Source organism: Panacibacter microcysteis (assembly GCF_015831355.1).
Lineage (GTDB): Bacteria > Bacteroidota > Bacteroidia > Chitinophagales > Chitinophagaceae > Panacibacter > Panacibacter microcysteis.
This window is the reverse complement of the sequence record NZ_JADWYR010000002.1, coordinates 419,602-444,473: the sequence shown is the minus strand read 5'-3', so window position 1 is coordinate 444,473 and position 24,872 is coordinate 419,602. Positions and strand designations below refer to the sequence as shown.

Below are 24,872 nucleotides of genomic sequence, written 5' to 3'. Positions count from 1 at the left end.
TTAGTAAGCCCTTCCTGTTTTATCATGTGTACACACAAACAACACCGGCTTACCGCGCTGGCAAGGTATGATGATGATGTATGTGCAGATATAATCTCATTGTTTCAAATGTTGCGCAAAAATAAGCCTGTATTTTAATTGAACAAATTTTATTAAATATTAAATAATTGTTGACAAAATCTAAGCATAACCAACAATGACTAAACAATATCATTACACAAGCGCGGCACTGGCTGTACGCAGGTAATCGAGAAACCTGTTCATACCTTCTATTTTTTGCGCAGTAAGTGTGTAGCTGATGTTAGCAGTATAATAAGTGTGCAGATCGTAGGCTGTATAAGGGTTTTCAGCAATCACTTCATCCAGGTGCTGTAAACCCAGCGCATTGGCTTCATTAAAGAGCGTAATAAAATCCTGCGGCAATTGGCTGTTAGCAATCCATGCTGCAAATACAAAAGGCAGGCCGGTCATATTTTTCCAGGCACCCGCAAGATCGTAGATATATGCAGAATTTGCACGTTGTTTCAACGCCCTGTCTCCTATTACAACGCCGGCAGTGGTGCCCTTTATGGCATTAATGTAATGCTCCTTCGCTTCCTCCTGTACAGGGTTTATATGCCAGTAATGTTTGAGCAATATTTTGCAGAGGTTGACAGATGTTCTGCTCTGGTAATCGAGTAATACTTTTTCTATTTTATCAACCGCTACATCACTAAAAAGACAAACACTGGCAACGTCATTTTCTGCGCTGATACAATAATCGCTTACAATATGCCATTCGTTCAGTTTAGGAATAACGGCCACCGGCGCTAACCCTATATCTATTGTTCCTGCTGCCAGCCTTGCCGCAATGTTTGCCGGGTAATCTTCAATAAGGTCTATCATCTGCATTAACGCAGGGCTGCGTTTTATGCCATATAATAAAGGTTTTGTATTCAAATAACTTACCGCACCTACTTTAATCTTCTTCAATTCAATTATTTTTGCCGCAAAATAAAGGGATTTTTATGAACCCGGCTTTTGTGTGGAATGGCATCGTCCCTTGCGTCGCACTCTTGTACTGTTGAATATAAATGAACAATAAACAGCCAGCAATGCATAGTAATGCCTGTACCCTTTGCGTGCTGCTTTGTTGATTCTTCTTCCGAATGTACAAGTGAGTGACACAACAGGCGATGACCAAAGAACAGAAAGCCTGCAACATAATTAAATCAGCATTACAAAAATGTAACCACACCGGTTACCAGTTACCAGTTACTGCAAACGGGCAAGCGAAACCCCGCAACTGGAAACAACAAACTTCAATGGAGCTTACAAACCTTACTGCCATTTCTCCTGTCGATGGTCGCTACCGCAAACAGGTTGCACACCTCGGCGAATATTTTTCAGAATACGCTTTAATGAAATACCGTGTAATTGTAGAAATTGAATACTTTCTTTTTCTTGCCGATAAGAAATTTTTCAGGCTCAATGTAAAAGCACGCCAGCATTTGCGTAAAGTGGCAGCAGAATTTTCCATTGATGATGCTCAGCAGATAAAAGACATTGAACGTGTAACCAACCACGATGTAAAAGCCGTTGAATACTTTCTGAAAGAACAGCTTGATAAAGCGCAGGCTGCAGAGGCCAAAGAGTGGATACATTTCGGCCTTACATCTCAGGACATCAACAATACTTCTATACCTCTCAGCTGGAAAAACTGCATGGAGCATGATTACCTGCCCATGCTAATAAACCTGCAATCGAATTTACTTACGCTTGCAAAGCAATGGAAAGACGTTTCTATGCTTGCCAGAACACACGGCCAGCCTGCATCGCCAACCAAACTGGGCAAAGAGTTGATGGTTTTTGTAGAGCGGCTGGAAAACCAGGTACAGCTTTTTTCTTATATACCATATGCCGCAAAATTTGGCGGTGCCACCGGCAACTTTAATGCCCATAAAATTGCATACCCTAAGAAAGACTGGGTAGCACTCGGTAATGAATTTGTAGAAAATGTATTGGGGTTGCAACGCATGCAGTTTACCACGCAGATTGAGCACTACGATAACCTGGCTGCACATTTCGATGCACTTAAACGCATCAACAATATACTGGTTGATCTTTGCCGCGATATATGGACATACATCAGCATGGACTATTTCAAGCAAAAAGTAAAAAAAGGAGAAGTTGGCTCAAGCGCTATGCCGCACAAGGTTAACCCGATAGATTTCGAAAATGCGGAAGGCAACCTGGGTATGGCAAATGCACTGCTGGAGCATCTTTCGGCCAAACTACCTGTCTCAAGGCTGCAGCGGGATCTTACCGATTCAACTGTACTTAGAAATCTTGGCGTACCTGTGGCACATACGGTAATTGCAATAAAATCTCTTGAAAAAGGTCTAAGCAAACTGGTATTACATGAAGCAAAACTGAAAGATGACCTTGAAAATAACTGGGCGGTTGTTGCAGAAGCCATACAAACCATTCTTCGCAGGGAGCAATACCCGAACCCTTACGAGGCGCTGAAAGAACTTACAAGAGGGAAGTCCGCCATCACCAAACAGGATATTCATAGTTTCATTTCTTCACTTAAAGTAAGTACAGCAATAAAGCAGGAACTGAAAGCTATTACACCACACAATTATACCGGTGTGAACCCGGGGTATTAAAATAAAAAGGCGAAGGTTGCTAGTCCGCTGCGAATAAGCCCAACTTATAATCCCTGGCACTAAACTGTAAGGTTCGGAAGGGTTGTCACAGGTTCTGGTTACTTATGTATCTCACTGGTAAAGTGAAACTGAATATCAGGATTATTCTGTATTTCCGTATTCAAAAACCATTCACTTTGCGCCAGGTAAACCGGGTGACCATCTTTGTCCTCACCGGAATTTGTTTGTTTGAAACGCAGAAAATCATCCAGCTTTTTTTGATCATTGCTGGTAAGCCAGCAGGCTTTATAAAAAGGTAATGCCCTGAATTCGCAGGCTGCACTATACTCATGTAATAAACGGTATTGTATTACTTCAAACTGTAACTCTCCTACACAACCAATTATTTTCTTCGTTCCGCCAAACTGCGTAAACAACTGCGCAACGCCTTCATCTGTCAGCTGGCGTATTCCTTTCTCCAGTTGTTTGGTCTTCATCGGGTCTTTGTTCACCAGTTCTTTAAATATTTCCGGTGAGAAAGATGGAATACCCGTAAAATAAAAATCTTCGCCTTCCGTAAGTGTGTCACCAATTTTAAAGTTGCCCGTATCAAATAAACCTACCACATCTCCGGGAAAGGCATCTTCAATCACATCCTTACTGCGTGCCATAAACGTATATGGATTACTGAAACGAAAATCTTTATCCAGCCGTACATGGTGGTAATACCTGTTGCGTTCAAATTTGCCGCTGCACACACGCAGAAAAGCAATCCTATCGCGGTGCTTGGGGTCTAAGTTGGCGTGTATTTTAAAAACAAAGCCGCTGAATTTGTCTTCACCCGCAGCAATTTCACGCCTGGTTGTTTCCCTGTCGCGTGGCGTTGGTGCAATACGAATAAATGTATCAAGCATTTCTTTTACGCCAAAGTTGTTAACAGCACTGCCAAAAAATACGGGTGCTATTTTACCATCCAGGTAATCGGCTGAGTTCAGTTGGCCGTAAACGCCATCAATCAGTTCAACATCTTCGCGCAGTTGTGCTGCATCGCGGTCGCCTATTCTGGCATCCAGTGTAGCATCAGCAAGATCGCTGATGGCAATTACATCTTCGTCATCTGCCTTTGTATTGGCCGTGAAAAGTCGCAGGCTTTTATCGTCAAGATTATATACGCCTTTAAAATCTTTACCGCTGTTGATGGGCCATGTCATCGGGTGCAGCGATATCTTCAGTTCTTTTTCAATTTCCTCCAACAGGTCAAAACGGTTCTTACCATCACGGTCCATCTTATTAATAAAGACAATTACCGGCGTATCTCTCATACGGCAAACTTCCATCAGCCGGCGTGTCTGGGCCTCTACCCCGTTTACACTGTCTACCACCAGCACTACACTGTCAACTGCGGTCAACGTTCTGTAGGTATCTTCCGCAAAGTCTTTGTGGCCGGGCGTATCAAGCAAATTGATCAGGAAATCTTTGTATTCAAAGGTCATAACACTCGTAGCAACAGAGATGCCGCGCTGCCTTTCAATATCCATAAAGTCGCTGGTTGCATGCTTCTTTATTTTATTGCTCTTTACTGCACCCGCAGTTTGAATAGCGCCCCCAAACAAGAGGAACTTTTCTGTAAGCGTGGTTTTACCGGCATCCGGGTGAGAAATAATTGCAAAAGTTTTGCGGCGGCTGATCTCTTTTTCGTACTTCATAATCGGGCGCAAAAGTAAGGATTTGGAACTTATAAGGGTGGCAACAGGTACAGATGCCCTGAAAGCTTAATCTGTTATCTATTTTGTATAAGGCAGTCTTTAGCTGCATTAACGTTTCGTGGTTGTTTGTTTCAAGGCCGCATTTCTGCGCTACACCTGGCATGAATGATTATTCGGGCACCGGTTTTTTATGGCATCGCCGGTTGTGTCACTCACTTGTGCGTTCCGTTTTTTATGGCAGCTGTGGCGTTGTGTTTCTGCAACCGGCCTCCAACCATCGTTGCACAAAATCAAAAAGGCCGCTGCACATATGCATTCGTTTTTTGCGCATGTACAAATAAAAGTTGCCGGTTTTACGTTTACCTGCCTTACAAACGTAAACGGTTACCAGCAGTTGTGTTAACCAGTCATTAACATCGTTACCATGACACAAATCATAGATGTTTAATGATTACATTTGCACCCGCTTAAGCCATACATGAATTAAATCATATGATAGACCACTCAAGGATAATAAAAAAAGCCTGGGAAGGCTACGATCCTACCAAAAAGATCAGCAAGATTGAAGATATAAGTGCAAGGGTTTCTACCAATCACGTATTTCGTATAACATTTGAAGATGAAGATATCATTATAGCCAAATTTTCCTACTTCGGCAAATACGAGCATTTTAAAGAAGATCACCGCATCATTCATGCACTCTCTAATAACCTGCTTTATCCGTTTGAAAATTTACTGGCCAAGTCATTATTGAAAAATAACCGTGTGTACACCTACCATTACAAACATGGTAAGAATGACGCCTGGGTGATCTTTTATAACCCTGTGCGGGTAATGCAACGGTTGCCAAGAAGGCTGGAAGAATCGCACATCAGGAAGTTTGGTCAGCAGATCGGCAAATTTCATAAAGCCTGCTCCAAAGTAAAAAATGTGCTGCCAAAATCTTCCAAAACATTGCGTACAGATATTTACACCCTGCTGGAACGCGTGGAAGAAGATGAAAGCAGGTTTGGTACAAGGGCACAGGCAGATATGATCAAATACCATTGCAACCTTTTTTTGAAAAACAGGTTGAAGACAAATGCCGCCGCATTTGAAACAATACCTGTATTTATAGACTGGAACATAGGTAACTTCTCTGTAAGCAACAAGCAGGAACTTTATTCCCGCTGGGATTATGACTGGTTTCGCATGAGCAGCCGCATGATGGATTTTTATTTTTTCAGCCGTGTTGTTTCAAATGTTGGTGACAAGACTGTTTTCAGTTATATCATAAACCCTATGATGGAAGACAGGTTCATCATGTTCCTGGAAGCATACCATGAAGTAAATCCACTGACTGCAGATGAACTGAGATTTTTGAAAGAAGGTTATCGCTTCTTTATATTAAATTACGTGATCAAGGACGGATCTTATTTCTTCAGCGATCAGTATGCGAAAAAATTAAGGGCAGAAGCGTATGATATTTATCTTCCTTCTGTTGACAGAGATTTTGATGCTGAAAAACTGATCAGTGCGCTTAAAATAAAAGAAACAAAAAAGAAATAGTTGTGCAATGTGTTTTGTCGATCAGTATTTTCCTTTATTTATGCTGCGTTGCAAGCTATGCAGTATCATGTTGCCCAATGTGATGTAGTACAAGAGTGCGACGCAACAAAAGCTTAATCATTGTTATAAAGCCGGGTTCATAAAAAATAACAACATGTTGCAGGTACAGGATTTTAAATCTGTTGTAGATAAATACAGGATCGTTTTTTTTGACGCCTTTGGTGTACTCAAAAGTTACAATGGTCTTTTGCCGGGTATTGAAAAAACTTTTGCATACCTGGCAGACCAGGGCAAAGAATATTATATTGTAACCAACGATGCCTCGCGCAGCCCTAAGCAACTGGCAGAATCTTACCACAAAATGGGTTTATATGCCATAGACCAGGATCGTATTGTTTCGTCTGGTATGCTGGCGAAAGAATACCTTGACCTGAAGGTTAATGAAGGTATTGTTGCTTACCTCGGCACGCAAAATTCAGCGCATTACATTGATAGTTCAGGATTGCATACGCTGCCGGTTAGCGCCATTAACCAGCAAAATATGCATAACGTAAGCGCACTTGTGCTGCTTGATGATGAAGGCTATAACTGGTTTGATGACCTGAACAAAACAGTAAACATTCTGCGCAAAAAAACCATTCCTGCAATTGTGGCAAATACAGATAACATCTATCCGCTGAGCGGCAGCAATGAAGTGTCTATTGCCATTGGTGGTATTGCCACAATGATTGAAAGCATTGTGGGTAAGCGTTTCCTGCGTTTTGGCAAACCAGATTCGCAGATCTTTATGTTTGCTTACGACCTTATACGTGAACGTATGAGCGTAAGCAAGCGTGAAATATTAATGGTGGGCGATACACTGCATACAGATATTATCGGTGGTAATAAATTTGGACTCGACACCGTGCTTGTATTATCGGGCAACACATTGCCTGACGATGCTGAAACCAGGATACGATCTACTGGTATATTGCCAACTTATGTATGTGAAAGCGCAGTGGTGTAACTGACTAGGCTGAGTTACGGCCTGCATTGATTATACCGAACGAGCAACGCATTGCCAGCTTTCCATAAGTATCTTTTACAGGTGTTTGAATTAACTGTTCTTCCATATTGCGTACTTTAGACAGCGCATATTGCTGAATGGTAACAAGCGGCAGTACAATTCTCTCCCGCATACTGATAGACATTTGATCAACCGGGTAATCGGCCATGAGCTCGCTGTTGCCGGATAATTTAAGTACATAGCGTACAGTTAGTTCATATTCTTCATATGTTTTCCGCCATATCTCACCATATTTGGGATGCGACGAAAGATATTCTGTGAGCGGGAAATAAGATTTTTTCATTGCCATCTCACAGTTATCGATCAGGGTTTTAAAGAACAACGATTCTTTGTAAAGCTTTTGCACCTGCTTCCATTTGCCGGCTTCTTCTATTTTTTTCAATGCAGTGCCTACGCCATAATAACCTGTAACGTTTTGTTTTAGCTGGCTCCACGAACCTACATAAGGAATAGCCCTTAAATCTTTCAGGGAGAGTTTTGCTGAACCGCCGCGTTTTGCAGGCCGGCTGCCAATATTTGTTTCTGCATAGAAGCGCAGCGGGCTTACCTGCGCCAGGTATTCTACAAAATATGGATGTTCTTTCAGCTCGATATAAGCTTTGTAGCTGTCATCTGCCAGCGTTTGTATCAACGCTTCTTCTTCCTGTTTAAGCGTTATTTGTTTTGTGGAGAAAATTTCGTTTGAGATGCCGGCATGTATTAATTGCTCTATGTTAAACTGTGCTGCTTCTACCGTTCCAAAGTTTGAGCTGACAGTCTGGCCCTGCACCGTTAGTTGTATTTCTTTATTGGCAATGTCTTTACCCATAGAAGCATAAAACTTATGAGTTTTACCGCCACCTCTTGCCGGAGGGCCGCCGCGGCCATCGAAGAATACAACATCTATATCATACTCTTTTGAAATGCGGGTTAGTTCCTGCTTGGCTTTGTAAATGCCCCAGTTTGCCATCAGGTATCCGCCATCTTTTGTACCATCTGAAAAACCGAGCATGATGGTTTGGGTATTGTGCCTCCTGTTAAGGTGCTGTTTGTATACACTGTTTTCATAAAGCGAACGCATTACGCCTGGCGCATTTTCGAGATCGCCGATGGTCTCAAAAAGCGGCACAATATCCATACATAGCTTTTCTGCTTCCCAGCCGGACAGCATGAAAAGGCCGTAAACTTCCATTACGTTTAATGCACTGTTGCACTGGCTTATGATATAGCGGTTGCAACCTTCTTCTCCATTCGTTTTCTGGATAGACTTTGCTGCCTGCATACTCAACAATGTGTCTTTGTACAATTCATCTTCCAGGCCTTCTATTGGAAATGCAAGGTGAACATCCTGCAAAACGCCGATCTTCTCATCGTTGGTCATCTCGCTATAGCCGGGTGGTAAAATGTTGCTCACTGTTGCAATAGCATCAAGGGCTTTGCCGTGTACGGTGCTATCCTGCCTTAAATCCAGCGAGGCAAAGAACAACCCGAATATTTCTACTTTACAAATAACGTTATCAAGCAGGTGAAGGAACAACCCATTGTGTTGCTCTATCAAAATCCTTCTGGCTTCATTGAGGGTTTGCAGTATTTCTTTTTGTGTGATGTTGGCCTTGTGACCGGGTACAAAAAGATTATCGTACAGTTTCTTTTCCAGTTCAATGCACCGTTCCTCAACGCCTTTAAAAGTAAGCCTGCGCTTGAGCCTTCTTACAGAGAAATAATAAGACCGCAGAATGCCGTTGCGTAATGCGTCTGCAACTTTTAGAGTAGTGTCGGCTTTTACAAAGGGGTTACCATCCCTGTCTCCGCCGGGCCAGAAGCCCATTCTTATGATTGGATTTTTCGATTGTATAAAATCTCCATACTGATCTTTTAATTTCATCAGTATACCCCCTGCTGCCTGGTAAAATACGTTTTCCAAAAACCAGAGCAGGCTTACTGCCTCATCATAAGGTGTGGGCTTTTGCTTTTTCAGAAATGGCGTTTTACCGAGCTGCTGCAGGTACATGTTGATCATGGCCGCATTTTCTTCTGCCAGCGCCGCAGAAAGATCGTTGATGATACCCAATACCTCGCCGGGATAAAACTGTGTGGGATGTGCCGTAAGCACCAGCCTTACCGAGAAGTCCTTCAGCTTTTCGGCAAGTTCGGGCCTTGACTGGTTTTGGATAACTTCAGACTCCAGGTGTTTGAGCGTACCTGTTCCGTTTAGATCATTTACGTTTTTAAACGCGGCATCTTCGAGTGCATCAAAAAGTACTACCTGCCTTTCTGAATATTGTATAAAACGAAACAAAAGGTCTATAAACTCCTGTTCTTTTTTATAAGATGTATACTGGGAGAGAAAACTGTCCACTATCTCTACCGGGCTCTGCTTTTTGAGAAAGCCTTCTTCACAATGAAGCAGGAACAATGACAACAATACACCGGTTTTCTCAATACGGTGAAAGGGCAACGAAGTAAATAAGCTATTGTAAAGCTGGAAACGGATACCTACAAGGTTCCTGAATTGCTGCAATGCGCTATTTGAATACACGTCCATATTCTAAACATTTTCATACTTTATACAGGCAATCGTAGCAAGGTTGTGAAGATAATATAAAATCGTAATAACAATTGTAAGCATCAATAACAGATGTTTTTTATTGCTGGTGAATGATCAATGGTGAATGGTGAATTTACCGCGCTATATCAATATCGATCTCTTATCACTTATTACATAGCACTTACAACTTATCACTTTTACTTACTACTAACCACTTACCACCCACTACTTACTACTTACCACTTACTACTTACCACTTATTACTTATTACTTATTACTCTTTACGCTGTAACCGGTTATTTATAATTTTGGTGTATGACAGAACAGAAAGAAAAGCTGCGGATTGATAAATACCTGTGGTCTATACGACTGTTTAAAACACGCAGCCAGGCGGCAGATGCATGCGACAAAGGCAAAGTAAAGTGGCTGGGCAATACTGCGAAAGCTTCCAAAACGGTGAATGTTGGCGAAGAATACGAAGTAAAAACAGAAGCGCGTAAATGGGTTATTCGTGTTACTGCTTTGTTACATAACCGGGTTGCTTATACAGAAGCCATCAAATTTTATGTTGATATTACACCGGCAGAAGAACTGGAACGACTAAACTTCCAGGCTGCAACTTTTCATACAGGTAAGAGGCTTAGTAAAATTGGTCGTCCTACGAAAAAACAGCGCAGGGACCTGGGCGATTTCCTCGAAAACGAATAACACAATATGAGAATAGATATAATAACTGTATTGCCGGAATTACTGGAAAGCCCGCTAGACCACAGCATCATGAAAAGGGCAAAGGAGAAAGGTTTACTGGAGGTCTGCCTGCATAATTTACGCCAATGGGCTGTCAATGCTTACGGGCAGGTTGACGACTACCAGTATGGTGGCGGCGCCGGTATGGTAATGATGTGTGAGCCACTTGCAAAAGCGATTGAACAACTGAAAAGTGAGCGCTCTTACGATGAGATCATTTATGTAACGCCGGACGGCACTACGCTAAACCAGGGCATCGCCAACCAGCTATCGCTCAAAGACAATCTCATTATTATATGCGGGCATTATAAAGGAATCGACCAGCGTATCAGGGATCATTATGTTACAAAGGAATTGTCCATTGGTGATTACGTGCTCAGTGGCGGAGAACTTGCAGCAGCCGTAATCGTTGACAGCATAGGACGGCTGCTTCCCGGTGTGTTGAATGATGAAACCTCTGCTTTGTTTGATTCTTTCCAGGATAATATGCTTGCGCCGCCCGTTTACACAAGACCGGAAGACTTCCGGGGCTGGAAAGTGCCGCCTGTATTACTTTCGGGTAATCCTAAACTCATCGATGACTGGCGCTACGAAGAGGCATACAGGTTAACCAGCACCAAACGTCCGGATCTGCTTAAATAGATTAAAAAATCACCTATCTATTAAAAATGTCCAAAAAAGGCATGCCGTGTCCATTAAGGATATCAGTTAGTCTTTTCTTGTTATGTGTGAAAAATACATTTATCTACATTTACATTGTGATTTGATTAACATTATTTGTTTTCAAAATCCACCGTTTTAATATCCAATTTATCCAAAAGAACCACAGTTTTTCTCCCTCGTAAAAATTTTTTAGATTGTTAACCTAATCTAAAAATCCTGCCCTGCAGGATTTTTTGTTTTATACACTCACCTGGACTTTCAGTTTTCGGAAATTGTTATTACCAGACATTTCTAGGGCACCAGTCACCATATTTATTGCCCAGCAGGAAGCCTACTACAATTTCATGTGTTCCTTTGCTAACCGTATTAAGCAGCGTTGTTGTATAATCGTAAGAATAACCAATATTAATGCTGCTGTTTAAGTTTACACCCAACATGCCTGCGAAGCCATCATCCGGCCTTGCTGAAACGCCAGCCCAGATAAGATCGCGGTATTGCAGTTTTATATTGATGTCAAAACTTAGTGGTACAGGATTTACATATTTGGCTGTTATGGAAGGCAATAAGCTAAAATCTTCGCCCAGCAGTATACGGTAGCCTGCCTGTAAAAATAGGTGCGGTACAAGCTTGTTATTCAGCAATGTTACACTGTCACCAGTAAGTTTACCATCATTGAAACTAATTCTCGATGGTACCACCTGCTGCACACCAAGCCCTGCAAACCATTTTGCGCTATAGGCCATAATACCGAGGCTGATATCCGGTCTGATGTTGTTGATATATGCACTGCCGGCAACAACAGGATCTACCGTGTAAGCTTCGCCAAAATCCAATTCGTTGGTTCTTAGCGTAACATTCTGTATACCGAGCGATAAACCTCCACCGAGGCTTATACGATCATTCAACGGTATATGATATGCGTAAGTGCCTTGTAAAGAAAAACGGTTGATGGGCCCGGTCCTGTCATTAAGCACGGTCAGCCCAACGCCATGATGCGGGTCTGTCGACTGGTACTCTTCCATAAAAACATGGCCACGGGGGTTTTCCCCGGGTGTGCGCACGGTTGTGGCTGTTTGCCGGCCCGAACTATTGCGCGAAAGCGGCCCCTGCAGGGTAAAATATGTTGTAACAGGTGCGCCGTTTATACCCACCCACTGGTGACGGTGGCTGGCTTTTATATCCCAGTAATTTTCAATACCTGCAACGGCGGGGTTAAGTATATAATTATTAAGTACGTATTGGGTGTAATACGGGCGCTGCTGCGCACCGGCAAAACAACACGTGGCAATCAGCAATACAGTTAAAGCGGTTCGGACCATGGTACGCTAAAATTACAATTTCATGTTATTCAAAAACATAGATATATTTTTTGGGGAAAGATATTTTGAACCCGGCTGCAACAATGCTATTAAGCTGCTGTTGCGTCGCACTCTTCAACTGCAACAAACCGATTGAGCAAATGCGAAGACCTTAGCGTAGCTTTTAAAAATACCAGCTTCGCGCATAGTTTGCCCGCTGTATGCAGACGAACATTTTAAACCGTTACCGCAATAATTTTCCTGCTGCCGGACCGGTATTAAACAGCAAATCCATGATACTAACGTTTGTTTGAAAACCGATCCGGTCTTCAAAAACCTGGGTATATGTTACCAATGGACCCAGGGCCTGGAAGTTTTTAGGCAACCAATTATTTGTCATATTGTCAGCATCCGGGTTTTCAACAAAGTTTTCCTCCACCTGAATTTGTGCGGGCAACTGAAGCATTTTATTGAGCCAACCTATAATCTCGAGGTTCATGTCAAAAAGAAATGCATAACGCCTGGAAAAAAGCTTCTCCATGTCGCTGCGGTAAAATTCGAAAAACGGGGATTTGCCATAGCAGGACACAATTCCCCTCCAATGATTCATTTGCCAGTTATCCCGGTAACTGATCCTCACTTCCCCAAAAGGCAACTTCTGATCCCGTCCTTGCTCTACAGGCACAGAGAGGTTGATCAATCCATTCGCGCCACAAATCACCGTTCTGTTGCGAAAAGTCATTTTTTGAAAGCGTTCGCATCTGGAAAGAATTATATATTGCCTGGAAAACGAAGCTTTATACCAATTAACCGTTGGAAAATATTGATTTTCAATAATTAAAAACTTTTTCAAATTCGAAATTTTATGCATGTTTAAAACTTTTACTACAAGCCAAATTCTTCCTCAACAACAAAATTTAAATCCGTTTAAATATGTAATAAACCACTATAATAAATTGAAAATAAATGTTTTAGATTAATATTTTATATACTAAAAAAATTAGGCTATGTTTTTTGACCGGCATTTTTTGCTTTCCTAAATTTTGTAGCAAAAAAAACGCGCATAAAACTAAGTTAATAACCATTTGTTTTTCACCGCTTTTAATCTTTCTGATTATTTTGCACGTAAATCGTTGCATGAAAATTTTTGCCCCCATCCTATTGTTGCTCCTGGCATTTGCCAGTTGTAAAAAGCCACAAAGCTTTGAATACCGCGACCTGCGAAATTTTAAGATTGACAGCCTGGGTTTTCAGAACTCCTCCATTAGTATGGACCTGGTTTACTTCAACCCCAACAACTTTGGCGTTGACCTGAAGCATATAGATTGCGATGTATACGTGGAGCACAATTACCTGGGCAAGTACATTCTCGACACCACCATGCACATTGCCAAAAAGTCAGAGTTTGTGGTGCCTTCTAAAATGAATGTGAACATGAAAAACCTTTTCAAAAACACGCTTACCTCACTTTTTACCAAGGAGTTACTACTGGAAGTAAAAGGCACTACAAAAGTTGGTAAAGGAGGTATTTACATAACAGTACCCTTCTCATATTCAGGCAGGCACGAGTTTAGTATTTTTTAGCCCAGCCCCATTTTTATTGCACCTTTCCACAAAAACAAAAAGTAAGCATACTGCACATTCTGCCAAGCTCATAAATTTTGCGCGGGTAAAAAACGGAACGCTGCAGCCGCCATGAAAATGGAACCCTGAAGTGAGTGACACAACAGGTGATGCCACAAAGCCCAAAAGCCGGCCACATAAAAAATAAACCCTTGTAAAGCAAAGAATTGATACTTTTAATCTACCCAACCAGGTTACAATAATCAAATAAACCAGATGAAACGCCTGCTTTTTTTTCTTTTGATCTGCTGCACATTTAAAGGATTTTCACAGGAAACGACAGATTCCACAGATAATGCCATCCGGTTGAGTTTTTCCGGCAAAATGGCTTCAAACGGCAAACAACCGGAAGCATTTAAGTACTTGCTGGTAAAAATAAAAGCCGGCTACGCAGGAGCTTTTAAAAAACGCTATGCCGCTGTTTTTAAAAGACAACTTTCGAAACAATGGTTTATAATTGACCACCAGACGGCTTCCCTGCTTACCCGCAACAGCCCATTGATGGTGGAACATGTAGAAGCAGCAAACAACGACTGGAAACTTTCGCCGGCATTGCTGCAAAAGAAAAAGGCGTTGCAGAAGGGCAGCTACAATTTTCTTATCAGCGCATCTGACCCGGGATCTTTTGAGTCGCTGATAGCAGCAAACAACAGCCGGGCAACCATTATTCGTACCATAGAAAAATACCATCTCTTCCTGGTAAAGACCAGCATTGATTTCATAGAGCAAACCTTGCTTGAAAATGAATATGTGCAATCTGTAGATATGCGGCTGAATAGCGCAAAAGAAGAAACCGTTATCAATGATTACGATAACAGCGCCAATAGCACCAACCTCCTCTTTGCGGCTTACCCGGGTATAAATGGTACAAATCTTACCGCATCGGTAAAAGAGAACCGGTTTGATTACAGCGATATAGACTTTAAAAACCGAATAAAAACAAGTGGGCTGGAAAGTGCAACCACTTCTTCCCACGCAACAACAATGGCAACATTGATCGGCGGCGCCGGTAACTCCTTTTTTACCGGCCGTGGTGTAACCAATGCATGTACACTTACTTCATCTGATTTTGCCATTTTATTGCCAGACGGGCAGAACTACGCCACAAATAATATAAGTGTGCAAAACCACTCTTATGGCGTGGGCATTGAAAACTTTTATGCGGCAGATGCAGCTGCCTATGACCAGAGTATGGTTGATAACCCTGCATTGCTGCACGTGTTTTCTGCGGGTAACATTGGCACCAGTAAAGACAGCCTTGCAGGCAGCCCATATGAAAATATTACAGGGTTTGCCAACATCAGCGGTAGTTTTAAAATGGCCAAAAATATACTTACTGTTGGCTCAATAGACTCATTCTTTACAATATCTGACCTTAGTTCAAAAGGGCCTGCATACGACGGGCGCATAAAGCCGGATCTTGCAGCCTATGGCAATGATGGCAGCTCTGGCGCTGCAGCCATAACATCTGGCGTAGTGCTGGCCGTGCAATCGGCATATGCTCAGCAACACCAGGATTCCCTGCCGGAGAATGCGCTTACAAAAGCTTTCATCATTAACAGTGCGGATGATATTAACAGAAGGGGCCCTGATTATTTTTCCGGCTACGGTAACGTAAATGCTTACCGCGCCGTAGAAGACACCAGGTCTGGCAAGTACTTTACAGGCGCGGTGGCAGATGGGCAAACACAAACTTTTACGATAACAGTGCCCGCCAATGCCCGCAACCTGAAGGTAACACTTACGTGGACAGACCCGGCTGCTCAGGCAAATGCATTTACGGCGCTGGTAAATGACCTCGATCTGCAACTACAGTCCAAACAAAACGTCATTCTTCCGTGGGTGCTGAACAGTGCTGCTTCGGCAGACTCGCTGCGCAAAGCAGCCACAAAAGGACGGGACAGCCTGAATGTAGTAGAACAGGTTACGGTAGATAACCCGGCAAACGGCACTTTGACGATCCGCGTCAATGGCTACAATATACCCCGTGGCCCGCAGAAATTTTATGTTGTTTACCGGTGGGATGAGCAAAACGATTTTTACTTTATCTCTCCGGCTGCCAATGACCATTTTACGAGTGGTGAAAACAGTATTTTCAGGTGGCAAAGCAGTTATGCCAGCAGTACTACCGGCGTGCTTGACTACAGTACCGATAAAGGCAACACCTGGAAAAATATTGCGTCTGCCGTAAACCTCAGCGACCGTTATTTAAAATGGACCACACCTGCGCAGTTTACCACAGCCATTGCACGCATGACGATTGGCAGCGACCAATACTATTCCGATACATTCAATTTTTCGAAGCAGCTTACAACAGATGTAGGCTTTAATTGCGCAGATTCTGTGCTGATAACCTGGAATAAAGCGCCAAACGTAAATGGTTATAAGGTCTACCTGCTCGGTGATAAGTATCTCGAACCATTTACAACTACTACAGACACCAGTATTGTGCTGCATGCTACACAATCACCATATATAGCCATCACAACATTGTTACAGGATGGCTACGAAGGTGTAAGAAGTTACGCTTTTGATTACACCACCCAGGGTACCGGCTGCTACATCAATAACTTCCTGGCAGATCTTACTACCAACAATACCGCGCAGTTGCAGCTTTCGCTGGGCACTACCTATAATGTAAGCAGTATTGCTTTTCAGCAGTTCAGCACTACCGGATGGCAAACCATAGAAACCATTTCACCGGTTCGGGTTGTTGCAAACACTTACGAGGCAAACACGCTCCATACCGGAACAAACATTTTCCGCGCTGTAGTTACGCTTACAAATGGGCAGACGATTACCACTACTGAGGCGACGATCTATTTTGCCGGTGGCAACAACAAATTTGTGTTTTACCCGAACCCGGTGCCCAGAAATGGCTCATTTACCATTGTAACGGATAATTTCTACACCAATACGCTGATGCTTTTTGATGCAACGGGAAGGAAGGTTTTACAACAAAACTTTAATACTACCAGGACAGATATACCGGTAAGCAGGCTTGCACGGGGCGTGTACATGGCCATTATTTATACAGAGGGTGTAAAGACCTATAGTGGTAAGATCCTGGTTAATTAAACAGCGGCAGTTTTAAATGGAAGTATTTCCACAGACTCCCAAACTTTTCCCTTAATGTAAGGGTCCTCTTCAATCCATTGTTCAACTGTGGAGATATCTGGCAACGCTATAACAAGCATAGAACCGCACATATTACCCGATGCGTTCAACCTTGCGCCGCCAAAGATAAAAACAGCCTTTTCTTTTTCCGTCCGCATACGGGCCAGGTGTACTTCTCTTACCTGTAACCTTCTTGTTAAGGCTTGTTCATCTTTATAGTCGGTAGCAAGTATCAGGAACTGCGGCATATCAAGTCTTTGGCATAAAAATAAAAAAGCGCATCGTAAGATGCGCTCTTTTTAAAAATTAAATGATGTGCTTAATATGCAGGCTCTTTAGAAAGTTCTCTTTCAACAATCTCTGCAATTTCTTCCGGAGTTTCACTAACACCAAAACGTTCTCCACCTACCATCATAACCATTGTTTGTAAAACATCATTGTATGTTATTCTTTTGATAGTAGAGATGTTACCAGCATTTACTGTTACGGTGTTATCCAGTGTGTCTTCCAGGCAATTTAACTTAATAAAACATGCTTTCATAGCTAACATCTTTGGTGAGCTTATATTAGTTACAAAACCATGCCAAAAAACTTGCCGATACAGGCGCGACTGTTAAAAAAGCATGGAAAGAAAATGTTGTTTGCCAGCCAGGAATAAGCAGCATCTCCGGTTGTGTCACTCACTTGTACTGCAACAAGTTTTGCAGCTTCAGCCTGCGGGTATAAGCACCGCACATATTATCAAAACAGGTATATATAACAGGCAACATATTTGAGTATATTTAGAGCCGTATGAATCTGTTTAATGTCATCGCTGTATTTATTGTTATTGCTACTGTATTTGCTTACATCAACCGCCGCTTCTTAAAGCTTCCCAATAATATTGGTGTAATGATCATCGCCATTGTTGTATCTATATTATTGTTGCTCACAAGCCGTTTATTCCCTACAATCTCTGCCGATTCAGTAAAGCTGATCAGCTCAGTGGATTTTACGGATGTAATCATTGGTGTGGTACTGAATTTCCTGTTGTTTGCCGGCACAATCCAGATAAAGATTAAAGACCTGCGTGCACAGCAACTGCCCGTGGTTTTGTTTTCAACAATAGGGGTCGTTATATCAACTTTTATTGTTGGCGGTATGCTGTTTGGCGTAATGCAGTTGCTCAAAAGCCCGGTAAGCATTGAGCAATGCCTGTTGTTTGGTGCCTTGATCTCTCCTACTGATCCCGTCTCTGTCCTTGGTGTAATAAAAGATACCGGTGTACCAAAATCGCTGGAAACGAAGATTGCCGGCGAATCTATCTTTAATGATGGGGTTGCGCTCGTAATATTTGTTACCATCCTTCATGCAATACATAACCCCGGCGAAGGCGTATCACTAAAAGAAGTATCACACATTTTTCTGCGGGAAGCAGTAGGTGCACTTGTGCTGGGCGTTGCTTTGGGCTTTGTAAGTTCCGGCGCTTTAAGAACAATTGATGACTACAAAGTAGAGGTGATGATAACGATTGCAGTGGTGATGGGCGGTTATATACTGGCTAAATCGCTCTCGGTATCTGCGCCGCTGACCATGGTCTCGGCAGGCATTTTTATTGGCAACTATGGGAAGAAATATGCAATGAGTGATGTGTCGAAAGAATACATAGACAAGTTCTGGGAACTGATAGATGAAATACTTAATATCATTCTTTTCGTGTTGATAGGCCTGGAACTGCTGCTGATCAAAAATTTTGATAACTACTGGCTTATTGGCATTATAACAATACCGGTTGTGTTGTTTGCAAGATTTATTTCTATCCTGCTGCCCTCGCTGATTGTAAGGCTGCAGCAAAAAATGACCATGAAGACAATCGTATTTCTTACATGGGGTGGTTTACGTGGCGGCGTATCTGTAGCACTTGCTTTAAGCCTTGGTGCAGGCATGCACAAAAATCTTTTTATATTTATTACCTATTGCGTGGTTGTATTTTCTATTATTGTTCAGGGGTTGACGATTGAAAAAATTGTCAATAAGAAATTTAAAAGACAAGCTATTGAAAATGCAGACAAAAGTTTATAAAGATCATAACGGGTTTTATCGCAGACTGCCTTGTAAAAAACATATGACGATATAGCCGGAGTGTTGAAAAAAGTACTGCAGTACAAGTGTGCGACGCAACAGGCGCTTAATGCATGATATGCAGCCCGGCCCATCATAAAAAACTTTCGGACAGTAACGACGCTCAACAATCATACAAATAACATTATTATGAAATCACGCAGGATATTTATCAAACATTCATTGGGCAGTATAGCTGCAGCAGCAGTAGCCAACAGTGCTTTCGCATCTGTATTGCTGCCACGCAAAAAAGAAAAGCTTGGAGTGGCGCTGGTTGGGCTGGGTTACTACAGCACAGATCTGCTTGCGCCTGCATTGCAGCTTACAAAACATTGCGAGTTAAAAGGCATTGTAACCGGCACACCGGAGAAAGCAAAGAAATGGCAGGCGCAATACAGGATTGCCGATAAGAACATTTATGATTACAAAAGCTTTGACCAGCTGGCCAATAACCCCGACATTGATGTGGTATACATTGTACTGCCACCATCTATGCATGCAGCATACGCCATACGGGCCGCCAGGGCTGGCAAACATGTGTGGTGCGAAAAACCGATGGCCATGACCGTGGCAGAATGTAAATCTATGATTGATGCGTGCAACAGTAACAAAGTAAAACTCAGTATTGGTTACCGGTTGCATCATGAACCGGTGACACAGCAGATCATACAGTTTGGTAAGGAGAAAAGATATGGTGCTATACGGAAAGTAACTGCTTTTGCGGGCTATGTTGATAACCGGACCAACCACTGGAAACAAACCAAAAGCCTTGGCGGAGGTTGTATGTACGACATGGGCGTATACCCGCTGAATGCAGCACGGTATATTACCGGTGAAGAGCCTGTAGCAGTAACGGCAAAGCAGTCAACGACCAGGCCGGAGATTTACAAAGATGTGGACGAGACCATTCATTTTAACCTGGAGTTTCCATCGGGTGCACTGGCAGAATGCGAAGCCAGTTTTGGCAAAGACATGAACCATATGAAAACCGAATGCACGAAAGGCTGGTACAAACTGGAGCCGTTCTCTGCCTACAACGGCGTGCAGGGCACTGCCAGCGATGGACTGGTGATTAAACCCGCTATTACTGAAATACCCTATGAGCAGGTAAAACAGATGGATGAGGACGCACTGGCCATTATGCAAAACAAAACGGTACTGGTACCGGGCGAAGAAGGCTTAAGAGACATAAGAGTAGTAGAAGCTATTTATAGCGCTGTGCGGCAAAACACCCGTATAGCAATTGCGTAAGGTTTATAAATCTCTTGTGCAGGTTTTGCAAAAAAGATTTGCCATTTTAAAATGTATGAAAGCGTTATTTTCGGGTTTATGAAAATACTCAGAACCGGCTTTATAAGTGTGCTAACCACCATTGCTCTTGGAACTTTTGCCCAACAAAACGAGGCCTCCAAAAACCCCATTATTGAAGGGTGGTATGCAGACCCTGAAGGTGTTATCCTTGGCAACAAATATTGGATCTACCCTACTTATTCTGACAAATACGAAAAACAGGTTTTTTTTGATGCTTTCTCCTCCCCGGATCTTGTACACTGGACCAAACATAACAAAGTACTCGATACCGCCAATGTAAAGTGGGCCAAAAGAGCTGTATGGGCGCCGGCTATTGTTGAAAAAGATAAAAAGTACTACCTGTTCTTTGGCGCCAATGATATACAAAACAATGATGAATATGGAGGCATAGGTGTAGCCGTTTCAGATAAACCAGAAGGCCCTTTTAAAGACCTGCCGGGCAAACCGCTGATCGATAAGTTTTATAACGGTGCACAACCAATAGACCAGTTTGTGTTTCATGATAAAGATGGCCAATATTACATCATCTACGGTGGCTGGCGCCACTGCAATATTGCCAGGCTCAACAAAGATTTTACCGGGCTTATATCTTTTGAAGATGGTACCACGTTCAAAGAAATTACACCAGACAATTACGTGGAAGGCCCGATGATGTTTATCAAAGACAACAAATATTATTTTATGTGGAGTGAAGGGGGCTGGACTGGTCCTGATTACTCTGTAGCATATGCCATTGCAGATTCTCCTTTTGGCCCTTTTAAAAGAGTGGGTAAAATACTGCAGCAGGATTCAACGATTGCTACCGGTGCGGGGCATCATTCAGTAATACACAATACACAAAAAGACAAATGGTATATTGTCTACCACAGGAGACCTTTGGGCGAAACAGCAGCCAACCACCGCGTTACCTGTATACAGGAAATGTATTTTGATGAAAAAGGTTTTATAAAGCCGGTTAAGCTAAGCAACACTGCAGTAGCCGCACAACCTCTGTAATAATTTATTTAACTACCTTTTTGGCTTCTTCGAGCAAGGCTGCAGCTGTTAACCTTGCTTCTGTAAGCGTGACCTGGTAAATTATTTTCACATCAGCATTATAAAATAATAGCGTAGGCGTAGTACTTACATATACCTTTTGCTTTTGCAAAAATGCCTGCGTCTCCACTTTATACATATCCATTTTATAGCTGGTAAAGTGCTCATTATAAAACTTTGCCACCTTTGCATCTTTAAAAGCAGCTTCCAGTTGCAGGCAGTGACTGCAGTCCGGCGCATACACTTCGAGGAAAACCAATTTCTTTTCAGCTTTGGCATTTTCAAATACCGTACGCAGGTTTCCGTTGGCAAGAAAAGTTACACCCGACTGCGCATTTGCTATGATCGATGCCAGGATCATCAACACAAATAACGAGGTAGCCTTTAACTGTTGCATAAAAATTTATTGTTTCAAATATAGCTTTTCCACCAGTAATTTCTTTCCGGTATTCTTTGACTAATTTTTTAGTTATAAGTTTCTATATTGCAGCATGGCTAAAACATTATTGATTGTTTGCCTGGCAATATTGCTACCATGCTGTATCTATAGCCAGGTATACACAATTAAAGGCAAGGTTGTAAATGCAGACAACGGTGCACCCGTGGCAGGTGCCAGTGTTTTTTTGAGCAACACCTCTTATGGTACTGTAAGTAACAACAACGGGTATTTTGAACTTGGTAACATCAGGCAGGGCAAGTACGATCTTATCGTTTCTTTCATTGGTTTTGAAACATATAACAACAGCCTGACGCTAAATGCTTCTATTGACAACCTCGATATAAAAATAACAGAAAAAGCAAAGGAACTGGAAGGCGTTACGGTGCGGCAATACATGAAAAACGGCTGGGAGCAATGGGGCACATTCTTTATACAAAGCTTTATAGGCACGTCTGCGCTGGGTTTGCAATGCAAACTGCAAAACCCGGATGCAGTAAAATTCAGCTATATGAAAAAAGACGGCCTGCTATATGTTGATGCCATGGAGCCACTGGTAATAGAAAACAAGGCGCTCGGTTATACCATCAGGTACCAGATGGAAAGTTTTGTCTACAACTTCAACACGAAAGCGTTATTCTATGCCGGTTACCCGCTGTTTACAGAAATGGAAGGCAGTAAGAGTAAACAAAACAAATGGGAAAAAGCCAGGGCCAATGCTTACGGATTTTCGTCGCTTCGTTTTTTACGCGCCGTTTACAGGAACCACCTGGTACAGGATGGATACGAGATTTTCAGGATGGACAGGCTTCCTAATACAGAAAAACGCCTTTGGCTTGCGCGTGAAAAAAACTATTACGATACTGTTTCGAAAACCCGTACTATCAAAAACTTTGCCGCTACATTGGCTGCAGACAGCGTTCCTTACTACGAAAAAATCATTCGCCAGAAAGACCCGATTGAAGTGGTACACCCCGGCAAGGTTACCGGCGATGATATTGCATACGGAGCAGACAGTTTTACTGCGGCGCTGGATTTTCAGCAATGCCTCATTGTGCGTATACCGGCGCTCATGAACCCACAGGAATATGTAGAATCATTCCGAGATGCATCCAGCAGTCAGCCGGTAACTTCCGTTGTTACACTGCCCAATCAAAAACCCATTCTTATCACATCAAACGGTTATTTCTACGAGCCCGAAGACCTTATGCTGGAAGGTTTCTGGGGCTGGTGGGAAAAAATGTCGGCTATGCTCCCGTTCGATTACCGGCCAAAAGAAGAATAGTTTTATAATGAAGCCGGCAGCAGTAATACTATGCAGCTTCGTTGCGTCGCACTACGTTCATCGTTCTGTTATTAATTGGGCTGTAGTCCGCGGCTTCGTCACCCCGCTAAACGCCACCGGCGTACAATGCTTACAGCACCAGTTGTGCGTATAGTTTCTGCAGCGTTTCTTCAGCATTTATGCAAAGACCCGGATGTACAGCCGATGTTTGTACAATTGTGCTGCGCACAGCCGTAAGCCACCGGAACCTTGATGCAATTGGTAATGTGGCAATCGGTCCGCCGTGCTTTAAACCTGCTGCTATATCCCGGAAGGCATGGAGTCGCTTTTCAATTTCTGTAATGTCAATATCAGTACACAGGGCATGAACACGTGCATGATTGAGCGCAATAACTGCTTTCAAAAAATGCTGCGAAGCACAATACAGCACCACACCGGCGTTGATAAATTCCTCACGCTCTACGCAAGGCACCACGCGTATAACTGCGTACTCAAATAATTGCTTCTCTTGCATGCTTTGCTTCATTAATAAACTGATCAGATACAGATAACCTTGATAATAAAAACTGCACATAGCCCTCACGTTTTTCTGCAGCGGTCATCGTTTCATCGGGCAGCCATTCATCGGGCACCAGTGAAACGACAGACCTGAGTAAAGCGGGCGTTATAATCCTGTGTGCCGCTTCATTGGCTTCATCAAGTTTAGCAGCAAAAGGTAAGAGTACATGATCCCTGATGGGCAGAAAAGGTTTCCTGGCCTGCGCTGCAGGATCGCTCCATGCATGATGAAAATACAATGATGCACCGTGATCTATAAGCCAGAGTTCATTGTGCCAGGTAAGCATATTTGTGTTACGTGCAGTTCTGTCAACATTCATCACAAACGCATCGAGCCAGACAATAGCAGATGCAAGTGTTTCATTGATTGTGGTAACTACAGGATCGAAAGTATATGAGCCGGACAGGTAGTGCAGCGCAAGGTTTAAGCCAACGCTTGCTTTTAAAAGGTCCTGTATCTCTTCATCCGGTTCTGTACGGCCAAAGGCTTCATCAAGATTGGCAAAAACAATCTCAGGCACTTTAAAACCCAGCGCACGCGCTATCTCCCCTGAAATAAGTTCTGCTATCAATGCATTAGCCCCCTGCCCTGCACCGCGGAATTTAAGCACGTACATAAAACCATCATCTGCCTCTGCTATCGCGGGCAATGACCCCCCTTCACGCAAGGGCGTAACATAGCGGGTTACGTTTACAGATCTTAATGTGGGTTTGGAAGTACTCATACGAAGAATGCCAGTTTATGGCCGTAAAAATAACGTTTGCATTTAACATGAAGCGGGTTTGTGCTGCATAGTGATATGCAGTACAAGAGTGCGACGCAACGAAAGCCTCATTGGTAAACCAAAGCCGGGTACATCATTTTTGCTTTGCATTTTGCAGCAGTACTCCAGGTAACATTGGGTAAAGCGCTCATGCCGTGGTTGTAAACAACAAAAAAGCCAGGCATAATGCCTGGCTTTAAAAAGATTTATCGGCCGGTTAATACACTGCAACATTTGTTGCTGGTTGCTCCTGCTGCGTATGGGTGTTAATGTGTTGTTCTGTACCCGCTTTACCCACAACTATTACACGCTTTGGTTTAGGCCGCGGATGCCTTGCACGATACTCCACGGAGCAGGATGAGGTGGTAAACAATGCGCCCAGCACAATCATGATAAGGGCAGACTTCTTTGTTTTCATGTTATTGATTTTACGGTCAATATTGCAAAAGCAGTGCCTT

Annotated in this window: 22 protein-coding genes; 11 read left to right on the top strand and 11 right to left on the bottom strand. The window is 42.8% G+C overall.

Annotated elements, in window-relative coordinates; translation table 11 throughout:
* Positions 1–213: 213 nt before the first annotated feature.
* A complete protein-coding gene (locus I5907_RS13820; RefSeq protein WP_231402110.1) occupies positions 214–972 on the bottom strand; it encodes a menaquinone biosynthetic enzyme MqnA/MqnD family protein in 759 nt (252 codons plus the stop codon).
* Between the two features lie 332 nt (positions 973–1,304).
* Between I5907_RS13820 and purB the strand changes: the two genes are divergently transcribed.
* Complete coding sequence (purB, locus tag I5907_RS13815) at positions 1,305–2,651, top strand: adenylosuccinate lyase (RefSeq protein WP_196991400.1); 1,347 nt, start codon at positions 1,305–1,307, stop codon at positions 2,649–2,651.
* A 98-nt stretch (positions 2,652–2,749) separates the two neighbouring features.
* On the opposite strand, the gene I5907_RS13810 is transcribed toward purB, so the two are convergent.
* Positions 2,750–4,336 (bottom strand): peptide chain release factor 3, encoded by a 1,587-nt coding sequence (locus tag I5907_RS13810; RefSeq protein ID WP_196991399.1) that lies wholly within the window; start codon positions 4,334–4,336, stop codon positions 2,750–2,752.
* A gap of 492 nt (positions 4,337–4,828) precedes the next feature.
* On the opposite strand from I5907_RS13810, the gene I5907_RS13805 reads away from it, so the two are divergent.
* Together I5907_RS13805 and I5907_RS13800 are read left to right on the top strand one after the other, a co-directional pair.
* Positions 4,829–5,884, top strand: a complete 1,056-nt coding sequence (locus tag I5907_RS13805; RefSeq protein ID WP_196991398.1) for a hypothetical protein — start codon at positions 4,829–4,831, stop codon at positions 5,882–5,884.
* Between the two features lie 154 nt (positions 5,885–6,038).
* Positions 6,039–6,890 (top strand): HAD-IIA family hydrolase, encoded by an 852-nt coding sequence (locus I5907_RS13800; RefSeq protein WP_231402109.1) that lies wholly within the window; start codon positions 6,039–6,041, stop codon positions 6,888–6,890.
* Positions 6,891–6,894: 4 nt separating this feature from the next.
* Here the strand turns inward: I5907_RS13800 and I5907_RS13795 are convergent, their stop codons facing one another.
* Positions 6,895–9,474, bottom strand: a complete 2,580-nt coding sequence (locus I5907_RS13795) for a phosphoenolpyruvate carboxylase (protein ID WP_196991397.1) — start codon at positions 9,472–9,474, stop codon at positions 6,895–6,897.
* A gap of 318 nt (positions 9,475–9,792) precedes the next feature.
* On the opposite strand from I5907_RS13795, the gene I5907_RS13790 reads away from it, so the two are divergent.
* Positions 9,793–10,185, top strand: a complete 393-nt coding sequence (locus I5907_RS13790; protein ID WP_196991396.1) for an RNA-binding S4 domain-containing protein — start codon at positions 9,793–9,795, stop codon at positions 10,183–10,185.
* Positions 10,186–10,191: 6 nt separating this feature from the next.
* Positions 10,192–10,866, top strand: a complete 675-nt coding sequence (gene trmD, locus I5907_RS13785) for a tRNA (guanosine(37)-N1)-methyltransferase TrmD (RefSeq protein WP_196991395.1) — start codon at positions 10,192–10,194, stop codon at positions 10,864–10,866.
* Positions 10,867–11,165: 299 nt separating this feature from the next.
* Here trmD and I5907_RS13780 read toward each other — a convergent pair whose 3' ends face one another.
* Positions 11,166–12,206 carry a PorP/SprF family type IX secretion system membrane protein gene (locus I5907_RS13780; protein WP_196991394.1) on the bottom strand — a complete coding sequence of 347 codons (1,041 nt, stop codon included), beginning with the start codon at positions 12,204–12,206 and terminating at the stop codon, positions 11,166–11,168.
* Between the two features lie 223 nt (positions 12,207–12,429).
* Positions 12,430–13,038, bottom strand: coding sequence for a WbqC family protein (locus I5907_RS13775; protein ID WP_196991393.1), 609 nt, complete (start codon positions 13,036–13,038; stop codon positions 12,430–12,432).
* A gap of 284 nt (positions 13,039–13,322) precedes the next feature.
* Here I5907_RS13775 and I5907_RS13770 point away from each other — a divergent pair, with 284 nt between their 5' ends.
* Positions 13,323–13,769 carry an LEA/WHy family protein gene (locus I5907_RS13770; protein ID WP_196991392.1) on the top strand — a complete coding sequence of 149 codons (447 nt, stop codon included), beginning with the start codon at positions 13,323–13,325 and terminating at the stop codon, positions 13,767–13,769.
* 255 nt (positions 13,770–14,024) lie between these two features.
* Positions 14,025–16,886 (top strand): S8 family peptidase, encoded by a 2,862-nt coding sequence (locus I5907_RS13765; protein WP_196991391.1) that lies wholly within the window; start codon positions 14,025–14,027, stop codon positions 16,884–16,886.
* Here I5907_RS13765 and I5907_RS13760 read toward each other — a convergent pair.
* Together I5907_RS13760 and I5907_RS13755 are read right to left on the bottom strand one after the other, a co-directional pair.
* Positions 16,883–17,173, bottom strand: a complete 291-nt coding sequence (locus I5907_RS13760; protein ID WP_196991390.1) for a YciI family protein — start codon at positions 17,171–17,173, stop codon at positions 16,883–16,885. The genes I5907_RS13765 and I5907_RS13760 overlap by 4 nt on opposite strands.
* 71 nt (positions 17,174–17,244) lie before the next feature.
* The gene (locus I5907_RS13755) at positions 17,245–17,466 is read right to left on the bottom strand and encodes a hypothetical protein (RefSeq protein ID WP_196991389.1); all 222 of its coding nucleotides are present in this window, start codon (positions 17,464–17,466) and stop codon (positions 17,245–17,247) included.
* 251 nt (positions 17,467–17,717) lie between these two features.
* On the opposite strand from I5907_RS13755, the gene I5907_RS13750 reads away from it, so the two are divergent.
* The 3 genes from I5907_RS13750 to I5907_RS13740 all read left to right on the top strand — a co-directional run bounded on the left by I5907_RS13750 (position 17,718) and on the right by I5907_RS13740 (position 21,332).
* Positions 17,718–18,986: a cation:proton antiporter gene (locus I5907_RS13750; RefSeq protein WP_196991388.1), complete on the top strand. Its 1,269-nt coding sequence runs from the start codon at positions 17,718–17,720 to the stop codon at positions 18,984–18,986.
* A gap of 189 nt (positions 18,987–19,175) precedes the next feature.
* Positions 19,176–20,276, top strand: coding sequence for a Gfo/Idh/MocA family protein (locus I5907_RS13745; RefSeq protein ID WP_196991387.1), 1,101 nt, complete (start codon positions 19,176–19,178; stop codon positions 20,274–20,276).
* 78 nt (positions 20,277–20,354) lie between these two features.
* Complete coding sequence (locus tag I5907_RS13740) at positions 20,355–21,332, top strand: glycoside hydrolase family 43 protein (RefSeq protein WP_196991386.1); 978 nt, start codon at positions 20,355–20,357, stop codon at positions 21,330–21,332.
* Between the two features lie 4 nt (positions 21,333–21,336).
* Here the strand turns inward: I5907_RS13740 and I5907_RS13735 are convergent, their stop codons facing one another.
* On the bottom strand, positions 21,337–21,768 hold the full coding sequence (locus I5907_RS13735; RefSeq protein ID WP_196991385.1) for a thioredoxin fold domain-containing protein: 432 nt from the start codon (positions 21,766–21,768) through the stop codon (positions 21,337–21,339).
* Between the two features lie 94 nt (positions 21,769–21,862).
* Here I5907_RS13735 and I5907_RS13730 point away from each other — a divergent pair, with 94 nt between their 5' ends.
* Entirely contained in the window at positions 21,863–23,092 is a 1,230-nt protein-coding gene (locus tag I5907_RS13730) for a carboxypeptidase-like regulatory domain-containing protein (protein ID WP_196991384.1), read from the top strand.
* Between the two features lie 130 nt (positions 23,093–23,222).
* On the opposite strand, the gene I5907_RS13725 is transcribed toward I5907_RS13730, so the two are convergent.
* The 3 genes from I5907_RS13725 to I5907_RS13715 all read right to left on the bottom strand — a co-directional run bounded on the left by I5907_RS13725 (position 23,223) and on the right by I5907_RS13715 (position 24,832).
* Positions 23,223–23,606, bottom strand: coding sequence for a DUF3037 domain-containing protein (locus I5907_RS13725; RefSeq protein WP_196991383.1), 384 nt, complete (start codon positions 23,604–23,606; stop codon positions 23,223–23,225).
* Positions 23,584–24,375, bottom strand: a complete 792-nt coding sequence (locus I5907_RS13720; RefSeq protein ID WP_196991382.1) for a HipA family kinase — start codon at positions 24,373–24,375, stop codon at positions 23,584–23,586. Before I5907_RS13720 ends, I5907_RS13725 begins: the two co-directional genes overlap by 23 nt.
* A 256-nt stretch (positions 24,376–24,631) precedes the next feature.
* A complete protein-coding gene (locus I5907_RS13715) occupies positions 24,632–24,832 on the bottom strand; it encodes a hypothetical protein (RefSeq protein WP_196991381.1) in 201 nt (66 codons plus the stop codon).
* Between the last annotated feature and the right edge of the window lie 40 nt (positions 24,833–24,872).